Here is an 11116-nt window from a genome sequence, read left to right on the forward strand (position 1 = left end):
GAGGGGGAGAGGGCCGCGAAGCGGTCAGAGGGGGTCCTAGCGCGTAAAGGGCCGACCTCATTCTTGCCGCGCAGAACGCCGGCGCTTCACGCGCGGCGACCCCCTCTGTCGCCTGCGGCGACATCTCCTCCTCAAAGGGGGGAGATTAACCTCCGCCTTGCCTCCCACGCCATCACCCGGCATAGATCGGCCATGACCGTCGACACCTACCGCCCGCGCCGCTCCGTGCTTTACATCCCCGCCTCGAACGACAAGGCGCTCGCCAAGATCGGCTCGCTGGCCTGCGATGCCGTCATCTTCGATCTCGAGGACGCCGTCCTGCCTGCTGACAAGGTTCCCGCGCGCGACAAGGTCGCCGGCATTCTCGCCCGGCCCGAAAAACGCTGCGAGATGGTGGTGCGCATCAACGCCTTGGCCAGCGAATGGGGCGCCGACGATCTTCTGGCTGTCGCCAAGGCCGAGCCCGACGGCATTCTCCTGCCCAAGATCGGCACGCCGCGCGACATCCTCGAGGCCGGCGACCTGCTCGACGACAATTCCGTGCCGGACGGCGTGAAACTATGGGCGATGGTCGAGACGCCGAAAGCGCTGCTCAACATCGGCGCCATCGCCGAGCTCGGGCGCGATCCGGCTTCGAGGTTGGCTTGTTTCGTGGCCGGAACGAACGACCTGGTAAAGGCGACCGGCATCCTGGCGACGCCCGACCGGCGCTATCTGATGCCCTGGCTGATGCAGCTGGTGCTGGCGGCGCGGGCCGGCGGCCTCGACGTCATCGATGGCGTCGCCAATGATTTCCGCGACCTCGACGCTTTTGCCCGCGAATGCGCCGAGGGAGCCGCCATGGGCTTTGACGGCAAGTCGCTGATCCACCCGGCCCAGATCGAGCCGGCGAACCGCGCCTTCTCGCCGGCGCCCGAAGTACTTGCCGAGGCCCGTGCGATCCGGGATGCGTTCGCGCGGCCTGAAAATGCCGGCAAGGGGGTCATCGCGCTGGACGGCCGCATGGTCGAGCGGCTGCATCTGACGCAAGCCGAGAAACTTCTGGCGAAGGCCGCGGTCATCGGCGCATGATGCGCCGATACACATGATAGGTTCGAAAAATGAAACTCTACCGCTTCCTGTCCGGTCCGGACGACTCCACCTTCTGCCACAAGGTCACCGCCGCGCTGAACAAGGGCTGGCACCTGTTCGGCTCGCCGACCTATGCCTATGACAAGAAGACCAAGTCGATGCGCTGCGGCCAGGCCGTGGTGAAGGATGTCGAAGGCCAGGAATACACAGCCGACACCAAGCTCAGCGACTGGTAGGGAAGGCGTTTAGAGACTGTTTCGAAATTCGCTCTGGCGAGTCATATGGTGGTGATTTCGAGAACCGGAGCGGAGCGGACATTTGTCCGTGAGCACCGGAAGCGCAGAAAGCGCCGCCAGATGGCCGCCGGAGTAGAATTTCCAAACAGTTTCTCAGCCCGCCGCCGCCTGCTCGGCTGCCTCCTCGATCCGCTCCATGTCGTCATCCGACAGGCCGAAATGGTGGCCGATCTCGTGGATCAGCACATGGGTGACGATGTCGCCCAGCGTCTCCTCGTTCTCGGCCCAATAGTCGAGGATGGCGCGGCGGTAGAGCGTGACGCGGTTCGGTCCTTCGCCGGTCTGCGGGTTCCAGCGCTCGGCGATGCCGCGCCCCTCGAACAGGCCAAGCAGGTCGAAGGGCGTCTCCAGCGACAGGTCGTCCATGATCTCGTCGGTCGGGAATTCGGCGATCTGGATGACGATCTCGCCGGTGAGCTTGCGGAACTCGTCCGGCAGATGGGCATAGGCCTCCAGCGCCATAAGCTCCAGCTCGTCCATCGACGGCGAGAGCTGATCGTGCCAAGTGCGGGTCTTGTAGATGCGGGCCATGAAACGTCCTTTGATCCCGGCATATAGGCTTTCGCGCCGATAGAGGCAAATGAGCCGGCTGGCCATGGGCTTTCAGGGTAAAAGGCGAAGGAATAAATTCCTTCGGACTCTGCTTGACTCTTCCGGGCGCCTCTGGAATCTATAAGAACATAACAGGAACAATTGCTGCCGGAAGTGAACGTCATGGCGATGAGCGCCGTGGCGCGGGACACTGTTTTTGCCCTGCGCCGCCAGATCGCGAAGATCGAGGGAACGCTGCCCGAGCGCCTGCAGGCGCCCTCCGGGAGCGCGCCTGCCCATGCCGGCAGGTCGGACAGGACGATCGTCCGGCGCGGCCTCGCGGTGGCCTCGCCGGGTGCCTTCCTGCATACCGGCATCGAGCGCTTCGACACCGCCCTTGGCGGCGGCCTGCCCAGGGCGGCGCTCAGCGAGATCCATGGGCTGGAGACCCGCGATGCCGGCGCGGTCGCCGGCTTCGCGCTGTCGCTCGTAAGCCTGAGCCTCAAGGAGAAGCAGGGTCTGCCGATCCTCTGGGTCGGCACGTCGGAAATCTTCCACGAGGCCGGCCTGCCCTACGCCAGGGGCCTTCATGCCCTGTTCGGCATCGAGCCGGAACAGTTGCTGTTTTCCGAGGCGCCGAAACTGCTCGACGCGCTGTGGATCGCCGAGGAGGCCGCCCGCATGACGGCCTTCGCCGCGGTCATCCTCGAAATCCGCGGCAGCCCGCGGCTTCTCGACCTCACCGCCACGCGCCGGCTGCACGCCCGCGCCCAGAATGCCGGCCGTCCACTGCTTTTGCTGCGCCAGGCGGGCGAGGCCGATCCAACCGCCGCACCGGTGCGCCTCATCGTCTCGGCGGCGCCTTCGGCAAGCCGCGAGACGGTCGCCGGACCGCTCGCCGGCTCGATCGGCCGCCCTGCTTTCAAGGTCGATATCGGCAAGAGCCGCACGGCCCTGCCCGGACAATTCACACTGGAGTGGAACCCAAATGAGCACGCTTTTGCGGAAAAAACAGAGAATCCTGTCGCTGTGGTTCCCGCATCTCAGCGCGGAGCGGATCCTGCGCCAGCGTCTGGGGCGATCCTGGCGTTCCCGGCCGTCGGATCACCTGCCTCTGGTGATCAGCCATCGCGACAACAACACCCAGCGCATCGCAGCCCTCGACGAGCGGGCTGAGGCGCTGAAGCTGAAACGCGGCATGGGCATTGCCGATGCCCGCGCCATGCACCCTTCGATCGACGTGGTCGAGGCCGACCCGGAAGCCGACCGCCGCCTGCTCGAAGGCCTTGCCGACTGGTGCGACCGCTACACGCCGCTGGTGGCGATCGACGGCGAGGACGGGCTGTTCCTCGACGTCACCGGCTGCACGCATCTGTTCGGCGGCGAGCGCGCCATGCAGGACGAGATCCTCACCCGCTTCTTCCAGCAGGGTTTTGACGTCCGCGCCGGCCTGGCCTCGACGCCGGGCGCCGCCTGGGCGGCGGCGCGCTTCCACGGCAACCGCATCGTGGCCGGCGGCGAGGAAGAGGCGCTGCTTTCGCCCCTGCCCTTGTCGGCGCTGCGCATCGCGCCGGAGACCCGCGCCCTCCTGGAAAGTGTAGGCCTGCGCACCGCCGGCGCGGTGATGGCGGCACCGCGCGCGCCGCTCGCCCGCCGCTTCGGCGCCACTCTGCTTTTGCGCCTCGACCAGGCGCTCGGCCGCCTCGACGAAGCCGTGTCGCCGCGCCTTCCCGTCGCGCCGCTCTCGGTCGAGCGCCATCTTGCCGAGCCGGTCATGCTCACCGACGACATCGAGCGGCTCATAAGCCGGCTTGCCGTCGCCCTGAAGACCGACCTCGAACGGCGCGGCGAAGGCGCAAGGACGCTGGCGCTGCTTCTCTTTCGCGTCGATGGCGCCGTCAGCCGCATCGCCGTCGGCACCTCGCGCCCGATGCGCGAGCCGCGGCTGATCCAAAGACTGTTCCATGAGCGGCTCACCGCGTTGGAGCAGAATATCGACGCCGGCTTCGGCTTCGACCTCGTGCGGCTTTCCGTGCTGTCGGTCGCCGCCTTCGACTTGGTTCAGGGCAACCTCACCGGCGAGGCGGAGGATGATGACGCCGACATCGCGCTGTTCGCCGACCGCGTCCGCGCCCGCCTCGGCGAGGCTGCCGTGCTGAAGCCGGTTGTTGTCGAGAGCCATCTGCCGGAGCGCGCCGTCAAGAGCGTGCCTTTCGCCGAAGCGCCGCAAAGGCGCGCGCCGGCGGCCGGGCGGGCGGCGCCACCCCGAACAGCCCCGCCGATGACCATCTATCCGCCGGAGCGGCCGGTGCGCCTGTTCCGCTCGCCCGAGCCGGTCGAGGTGCCGGCGACCGAGATCCCGGAAGGACCGTCGATGAATTTCCGCTGGCGGCGCGCGCTCTACCGCGTCGCCCGCGCCGAGGGGCCGGAACGCATCGCCGCCGAATGGTGGCGGCAACTGCCCGGCGAGGAAGAGGCGCCGACCCGCGACTATTATCGCATAGAGGACAGCGAGGGACGCCGCTACTGGCTCTACCGCCAGGGTCTCTACGGCAACGCGCCCCAGGCCGCCTCGCCGCGCTGGTATATGCATGGGGTGTTCGCATGAACGCGCTGACCGCCATCCCCTATGCCGAGTTCGGCATAAGCTCGAATTTCTCCTTCCTGCGCGGCGCCTCCAAGCCCGAGGAGCTGGTGGTCACGGCGAAATTCTACGGTTTTTCGTCGATCGGGCTTGCCGACAGGAATACGGTCGCCGGCGTCGTGCGCGCCTGGCAGCAGGCCAAGGTGGAGAAGATGCCTTATCATCCCGGCTGCCGCCTAGTGTTCGGCGATGGCACGCCGGACATCCTCGCCTATCCCCGCGACCGCCAGGGCTGGGGGCATCTGTGCCGCATGCTGACCCAAGCCAATCTGCGCGACGAGACCGAGAAGGGCGCGACATTGCTCGAGCTCGACGACCTGCTCGAATGGGGCGATCGGATGTCGCTGGCGATCCTGCCCAATCTGTCCGGCGGCGCGGGAGGCAATCTGGAATTTATTAGCCGGCTTAAAGATCGCTTCGGCGCGGCGCTCCGATTGGCCGTGGCGCCGGATTATGGCGGCAATGACCGCTTCCGCATCGAGCAGGCAGCGGCGATGGCCGAGCATGCGCGTATCCCGCTGATGGCGACCAACGACGTGCTCTATCATACCGCCGAGCGCCGCCCGCTGCAGGATGTGCTGACCGCGATCCGCCTCAACACGCCGGTCTGCGAGGTCGGGCTGGAGCTGACCGCCAATGCCGAGCGCCATCTGAAGCCGCCGCTGGAGATGGCGCGCCTTTTCCGCCGTCACCCTGAAGCGCTGGCCGAGACGCTGCGCTTCGCCGACGAATTGACCTTCTCGCTCAGCGACCTCGAATACAACTACCCGGACGAGCCGACCGAATCCGGCCTCGGGCCGCAGGCCGAGCTCGAGCGCCTGGCCCGCGAAGGGGCGGTCAGGCGCTATCCGGCCGGCGTTCCCGAATATGTGCTGGAACGCATCGACAGCGAGCTCGCGCTGATCGAGCGGCTGAACTATGCGCGCTACTTCCTGACCGTCCACGACATCGTCAAATTCGCCCGCAGCAAGGACATCCTCTGCCAGGGCCGCGGCTCGGCCGCCAATTCGATCATCTGCTTCTGCATCGGCATCACCGAAGTCGGCCCCGAGCGCATCGACACACTCTTCGAGCGCTTCATCTCGGAGGAGCGCAACGAGCCGCCTGACATCGACGTCGACTTCGAGCATGAGCGGCGCGACGAGGTCATCGCCTATATTTACGACAAATACAGCGCCAAGCGCACGGCGCTTGCGGCCGCCGTCATCAGCTATCGCGGCCGCTCCGCTCTGCGCGAGGTGGCCAAGGCCATGGGCCTGTCGGAGGATGTCCGCAGCGCGCTGTCCAGCACCATCTGGGGCTGGTCGACCTCCGAGCTCGGCGAAAGGGAAGCCAATGCCGGCGGCCTCGACCGCACCGATCCGCTGTCGCGCCAGGTGCTGGAGCGCGCCAACGAGATCATGGGCTTTCCCCGCCATCTTTCCCAGCATGTCGGCGGCTTCGTCATCACCCGCGACCGGCTCGACGAGGTCGTCCCCATCGTCAAGACGGCGATGGAGGAGCGCAAGATGGTCGAGTGGGACAAGGACGATCTCGACGCGGTGAAGATCCTCAAGGTCGACGTGCTGGCGCTCGGCATGCTGACCTGCCTGAAGCGCGCCTTCACCTTGCTCACCGACCATTATCCGGGGGCGCGGGATCCGTTTGGACGGCCTTACGTGCTCGCCACTCTTCCCGAGGAGCATGAGGACGTCTACGCCATGATCCAGAGGGCCGACACGCTCGGCGTCTTCCAGATTGAGTCGCGCGCGCAGATGTCGATGCTGCCGCGTCTCAAGCCGGAAAATTTCTACGATCTCGTCATCGAGGTGGCGATCGTGCGCCCCGGCCCGATCCAGGGCGACATGGTCCACCCCTATCTGCGTCGGCGGCAGGGCAAGGAGGCGGTCCATTACCCCAGCCTGGAGCTCAAGAAGATCCTCGGCAAGACGCTGGGCGTGCCGCTTTTCCAGGAACAGGCGATGAAGATCGCCATCGTCGCCGGCGGCTTCAGGCCGGGCGAGGCCGACGAGCTGCGCCGCGCCATGGCGACCTTCAAGCGCACCGGCACGATCGGCAATTACCGCCAGCGCATGATCGACGGCATGGTCGGCAATGGCTACGACAAGGAGTTCGCCGAGCGCTGCTTCAAGCAGATCGAGGGCTTTGGCGAGTACGGCTTTCCCGAAAGCCACGCCGCCTCCTTCGCGCTCCTGGTCTACGCTTCCTGCTGGTTCAAGACCTTCTACCCGGATGTCTTCTGCGCCGCGATCCTGAACGCGCAGCCGATGGGTTTCTACCAGCCCGCCCAGCTCGTCCGCGACGCGCGCGACCATGGCGTCGAGGTGCGCGAGGTCGACATCAATCATTCCGTCTGGGACTGCACCCTGGAGGCCACCGCCTTCGATCCGTCCCGCATCCTCGAGCGCCACGCCTCGATGCGCGACGTCATCGAGACAGCGCATGCCGTTCGCCTCGGCTTTCGCCAGATCAAGGGCCTGTCGGAGGAGCGCATGGATATATTAGTCGCGCAGCGCGGTAGCGGCTATCGATCGGTCAGGGATGTCTGGCTGCGCTCCGGCCTCGATGTCGGCGAGATCGAAAGACTGGCTGAGGCCGACGCGTTCCGCTCGATCGGCCTGGACCGCCGCGCCGCGCTCTGGGAAGTCCGGGCGCTAGACGGCAGGAGCGCCGCCGAGAAGCTGCCGCTGTTCGACCAGCCGTCGCTTCGCCTGCGCGAGCTGGAGCCGGAAACGAAACTGCCGAAAATGCCGCTCGGCGAGCATGTCGTGCATGACTACCGCTCGCTCGGCCTGTCGCTGAAGGAGCACCCCGTCGCCTTCTTGCGTGAAAGGCTTACCCACGCCGGCATCACCCCCAACGCCCAGCTGCCGTCGGTGCGCGACGGCCGCCGCGTCTCCGTCGCCGGCCTCGTGCTGGTCCGCCAGCGGCCGGGCAAGGGCAACGCCATCTTCCTTACGCTGGAGGACGAAAAATCGATCGCCAACGTCATCATCTGGCCGCGCGTCTTCGACCGCTTCCGCCCGGTGGTGATGGGCGCCCGCTTCATCCGCGTCACCGGCAAGCTGCAGCATGAATCAAACGTCATTCACATCGTCGCCGACAGGATCGAGGATTTGACCTCCTGGCTGAGCGTGCTGCTGGAGTCCGCCAATCGCCCGGTCATCGAGTCCGCCGAACGGCCGGTTGGATCAAAGGCCGACGCAAGCGGTGGCCTGCCGGTCCATCAGAATCTTGAAGCCCTGTCGGGTGCCGCACAACAGGTCATGCCGAAAGGGCGCAATTTTCAGTGAGGCGATTTCCAGCACAACAGGGAACGCGGCGGGAGTGAAAAACGCCTTCGTCATCCTGGGCGAAGCAAGGAGCGAAGCGACGCAGCGCAGACCAGAGGATCCATGCCGTTACCCGCGAGCGCCGCTACGGTGCAGAATTCTGCTCCGTTGCACTTCGTAGCTAGCGTCACGGCATGGATCCCAGGGTCTCCGCGACGCCGCTTCGCGGCTGCTCCGCCCTGGGATGACGACAGGAGGGGTCGTCCTGCCAGCCTCGAAAGTTCGCGGCATTCTTTCGGAAGTGGCGGCGGGGGTGAAATCTACGAAGGCCCGCCGAGCCGCGGCGTTGGCGGCGCCAGCATGTCCTCGGCCGAGATCGTGCGCGCCTCCGAAGGCAGCATGATCGGTATGCCGTCGCGCACCGGATAGGCGAGCTTCGCCACGCGCGAGACCAGCTCGCTGCGCTCCGGATCCCAGGTCAGCGGCCCCTTGGTCAGCGGGCAGGCCAGCAGTTCCAGCAGCTTCGGGTCGACCTCGGCTTTTCGTCCGTCACGTCCGTCCGCTGGCATCGCACTTTTCCATTGTCCAATTCCCCCGGCCCTAAGTGTGTTGAGATTCAGGTCAGGCCGAGTCGAGAACGGTGGATTCCGAGAACCGGAGCGGAGCGTACTTGAAGTACGTGAGCACCGGAAGCGCAGGAAGCCGCCGTTCGCAGGCCGGGCTCACCTGAATATCAATACACTTATTGTAGACTGGACCCAAACTCGTCATCCTCGCGCGCCAGCGTCATCTCGGTGATGGCGATCAGCGTTTCGGCGCGCGTCTTGAGGTCCGGCGCTTCCAGGAGCGCCTGTTTCTCGGCCGGCCCGTAGGGCGCCATCATCGACAGCGCGTTGACCAGCATGCCGTTTTCGGCGCGGCTGACGCTTTCCCAATCGGCCTCGAGGTCGTTGGCCTGCAGATAGGCGCGAAACGCCTTGAGCAGCGCCGGCCGGTCGATCTCGGCGGCGGCCGGGTCCTCCTCGAGATCAGCCAGGAACGGCATGATCTTGCACTGCCGGAACGGCGCCTTCGCCGCGAGCTCCTGCACGATGCGGAACCGGCACACGCCCTGCAGCGAGATCAGGTAGCGGCCGTCGCCCGTCTCGGCCAGCGAGATGATGCGCCCGGCGCAACCGACGCTGCACAGCTCCGGCTCGCCGTCGTCGCGCAATGCGCCGTCGAGGCTCGGCTGTATCATGCCGATCAGCCGCGAGCCGGCCATCGCCTGGTCGATCATCTGCAGATAGCGTGGCTCGAAGATGTTGAGCGGCATGCGGCCGCCGGGCAGCAGCAGCGCGCCGGCGAGCGGAAACACCGGGATTGCCGGCGGCAGATCCTTGGCCAGCCGGTAGAGTGCGTTACCAACGCGCACCGCAACCCTCCCGAAGCAACGCCGGCAAGCGCATCACCCTGCAATCTCCTCTCGCACCCTCTTGATCGGCACAGCCCTTATCTGGCGCTGGCACTCCTCCGCTCAAGCCTGCCGGCCGCGACAGCCGGCAAAAAACTTCAAAGCATGTCTCCCGAAAGTGGGAACGGGATAAACACATGCGTAAAATCAAAACCTAAAGCGCATGGAGCGAATCTGGAAGATCGCGACGCGCTTTGAGCGCTATTCCGGGACAAGTGCGCAGCGGCCTTCGTCCGGAATTGCGTCAGAACAAATACCTAGGGCGTTTCGCGTTTCTGTGAAACGCCAAAATGCTCTACGAGAACAGCAGCGACGACAGCTTGCGGCGCGCCGCCAGCGTTGCCTCGTCGGTCATTCCCCAGGCCTCGAACAACTTCAGCAGCTGCGCCCTGGCACCGTCGTCGTTCCAGCTGCGGTCGGCCTTGACGATCGCCAGCAGATTGTCGGCGGCCGCATTGCGATCGCCGCGCGCGTTCTGGATCATCGCCAGGTCGAAGCGCGCCTGATGGTCTGCCGGGTTGGCGGCGAGCCGGCGCTCGAATTCGGCCGGATTGCCGAGCGCGGCCGCTTCCGCCGCCAGCGTCATCTTGGCGTGCAGCGCCGCCAGCGCCGGCGCGTCCTTCTTGTCCTCGGGCGCCCGGGCAAGCACCGCCTCGGCGCCTTCCGTGTCGCCGGCATCGAACAGGATCTCGCCCAAGCCGGCGATCGCCTCCAGCGTCTCCGGCGCCTGCTCGAGGATCGCGTCATAGATGTCGGCCGCGGTCTGCACGTCGCCGGCCGTGCGCGCCTCGGCGGCAGCGGCCAGCGCGTCGGCGATCTGCGGCGCGCCGCCGCCCTTGCCGCCGACCTTCTGGATGAATTGGTTGATCTGGCTTTCGGGAATGGCGCCCATGAAGCCGTCGACCGGCTGGCCGTCCTTGAAGGCGATGACCGCGGGGATCGACTGGATGCCGAGCTGGCCGGCGATCGAGGGGTGGTCGTCGATGTTCATCTTGACCAGCTTGACCTTGCCGCCGGCTGCCTGCACCGCCTTTTCCAGCTGCGGCGTCAGCTGCTTGCACGGCCCGCACCATGGCGCCCAGAAGTCGACCAGCACCGGCTGGCGCCGCGATTCCTGGATGACGTCGGCGGCGAAAGTCGCGGTGGTGGTGTCCTTGATCAGGTCGGCCGCCGCCGGCGCCTCGCCCAGCGAGACCTTGGGGCGGTCGCCGCCGCCATATTGCACCGTCTGGGCGTACTGGCCGCCATTGCCGCCGAACGCGCCGCTATACGGATTGTTGTCGCTCATCATGTCGCCCTTTCGGTCGCGCTTTCAGGCGCGTCATTGTCGGATTTTGGAACCGCCTTCCATGTGGCGATCAAGCCCTGACTTTCAAGATTGTGAGACTTTCAGGATAACAGGATCGTGGCCGGTTGCCTCGACGAATCTGATCAGATCGGCGGCGGCGATCGAGGTCGTCGCCTCATTGGTCAGCGGGTGGCCGTTGATGACGTCGTGGCTCATCAATTCCTGGTCGAGCACCACCTTGACCTTCCCTTCCCTGTCGTTGATCAGGCCGAAGACGGTGACCGCGCCGGGGATGACGCCGAGCAGCTCCATCAGCATCTCGGGCTTGCTGAACGACACCCGGCTGGCGGCGCCGATCAGGTGATGGATCTGCTTCAGGTCGACGACGGCTTCCTCGCCGACGGTGACGAGGAAATAATTGTCCTTCTTGTCCTTGAGGAACAGGTTCTTGGTGTGGCCGCCGGGAATCTCGCCGCGCAGGCCTTGCGAATCGGCGACGGTGAACAGCGGCGGGTGCCTGACCGTCGAGACGGGAAAGCCGAGATCGGCAAGAAAATCGTT

The 11116-nt window shown here is 66.0% G+C and carries 10 protein-coding genes; 5 read left to right on the plus strand and 5 right to left on the minus strand.

Annotated elements, in window-relative coordinates; genetic code table 11:
- Window positions 1-192 precede the first annotated feature (192 nt).
- Together EOA24_RS14380 and EOA24_RS14385 are read left to right on the plus strand one after the other, a co-directional pair.
- A complete protein-coding gene (locus tag EOA24_RS14380; RefSeq protein ID WP_126080393.1) occupies window positions 193-1071 on the plus strand; it encodes a CoA ester lyase in 879 nt (292 codons plus the stop codon).
- A 29-nt stretch (window positions 1072-1100) separates the two neighbouring features.
- Window positions 1101-1307 carry a DUF1737 domain-containing protein gene (locus tag EOA24_RS14385; RefSeq protein ID WP_095820644.1) on the plus strand — a complete coding sequence of 69 codons (207 nt, stop codon included), beginning with the start codon at window positions 1101-1103 and terminating at the stop codon, window positions 1305-1307.
- 153 nt (window positions 1308-1460) lie between these two features.
- Here EOA24_RS14385 and EOA24_RS14390 read toward each other — a convergent pair whose 3' ends face one another.
- Entirely contained in the window at window positions 1461-1898 is a 438-nt protein-coding gene (locus tag EOA24_RS14390; RefSeq protein WP_126080392.1) for a metallopeptidase family protein, read from the minus strand.
- 183 nt (window positions 1899-2081) lie between these two features.
- Here EOA24_RS14390 and EOA24_RS43010 point away from each other — a divergent pair, with 183 nt between their 5' ends.
- The 3 genes from EOA24_RS43010 to EOA24_RS14405 are packed head-to-tail and all read left to right on the plus strand — an operon-like array spanning window position 2082 to window position 7835.
- A complete protein-coding gene (locus EOA24_RS43010; RefSeq protein WP_126080391.1) occupies window positions 2082-3074 on the plus strand; it encodes a hypothetical protein in 993 nt (330 codons plus the stop codon).
- The gene (locus EOA24_RS14400; RefSeq protein ID WP_127256334.1) at window positions 3016-4506 is read left to right on the plus strand and encodes a DUF6504 family protein; all 1491 of its coding nucleotides are present in this window, start codon (window positions 3016-3018) and stop codon (window positions 4504-4506) included. Before EOA24_RS43010 ends, EOA24_RS14400 begins: the two co-directional genes overlap by 59 nt.
- Window positions 4503-7835: an error-prone DNA polymerase gene (locus EOA24_RS14405; protein ID WP_126080389.1), complete on the plus strand. Its 3333-nt coding sequence runs from the start codon at window positions 4503-4505 to the stop codon at window positions 7833-7835. The genes EOA24_RS14400 and EOA24_RS14405 overlap by 4 nt, the downstream gene beginning before the upstream one ends.
- Window positions 7836-8134: 299 nt before the next feature.
- Here the strand turns inward: EOA24_RS14405 and EOA24_RS14410 are convergent, their stop codons facing one another.
- From EOA24_RS14410 to EOA24_RS14425, 4 genes are all read right to left on the minus strand, one after another.
- Window positions 8135-8383, minus strand: coding sequence for a Trm112 family protein (locus EOA24_RS14410; RefSeq protein ID WP_126080388.1), 249 nt, complete (start codon window positions 8381-8383; stop codon window positions 8135-8137).
- 173 nt (window positions 8384-8556) lie between these two features.
- The gene (locus EOA24_RS14415) at window positions 8557-9228 is read right to left on the minus strand and encodes an LON peptidase substrate-binding domain-containing protein (protein ID WP_126063591.1); all 672 of its coding nucleotides are present in this window, start codon (window positions 9226-9228) and stop codon (window positions 8557-8559) included.
- Window positions 9229-9562: 334 nt separating this feature from the next.
- The gene (gene trxA, locus EOA24_RS14420) at window positions 9563-10555 is read right to left on the minus strand and encodes a thioredoxin (RefSeq protein WP_126083639.1); all 993 of its coding nucleotides are present in this window, start codon (window positions 10553-10555) and stop codon (window positions 9563-9565) included.
- 84 nt (window positions 10556-10639) lie between these two features.
- On the minus strand, window positions 10640-11116 hold a 477-nt coding region (locus EOA24_RS14425; protein ID WP_133374515.1), incomplete at its 5' end, for a prolyl-tRNA synthetase associated domain-containing protein.

It is taken from the genome of Mesorhizobium sp. M2A.F.Ca.ET.039.01.1.1 (assembly GCF_003998035.1).
In the GTDB taxonomy this organism is placed as follows: domain Bacteria; phylum Pseudomonadota; class Alphaproteobacteria; order Rhizobiales; family Rhizobiaceae; genus Mesorhizobium.

Bases quoted from the DNA above. Each gene is read 5' to 3' on its own strand.
- EOA24_RS14380 (WP_126080393.1), top strand. From the start codon at position 193: ATGACCGTCGACACCTACCGCCCGCGCCGCTCCGTGCTTTACATCCCC.
- EOA24_RS14385 (WP_095820644.1), top strand. From the start codon at position 1,101: ATGAAACTCTACCGCTTCCTGTCCGGTCCGGACGACTCCACCTTCTGC.
- EOA24_RS14390 (WP_126080392.1), bottom strand. From the start codon at position 1,898: ATGGCCCGCATCTACAAGACCCGCACTTGGCACGATCAGCTCTCGCCG.
- EOA24_RS43010 (WP_126080391.1), top strand. From the start codon at position 2,082: ATGGCGATGAGCGCCGTGGCGCGGGACACTGTTTTTGCCCTGCGCCGC.
- EOA24_RS14405 (WP_126080389.1), top strand. From the start codon at position 4,503: ATGAACGCGCTGACCGCCATCCCCTATGCCGAGTTCGGCATAAGCTCG.
- EOA24_RS14410 (WP_126080388.1), bottom strand. From the start codon at position 8,383: ATGCCAGCGGACGGACGTGACGGACGAAAAGCCGAGGTCGACCCGAAG.
- trxA (WP_126083639.1), bottom strand. From the start codon at position 10,555: ATGAGCGACAACAATCCGTATAGCGGCGCGTTCGGCGGCAATGGCGGC.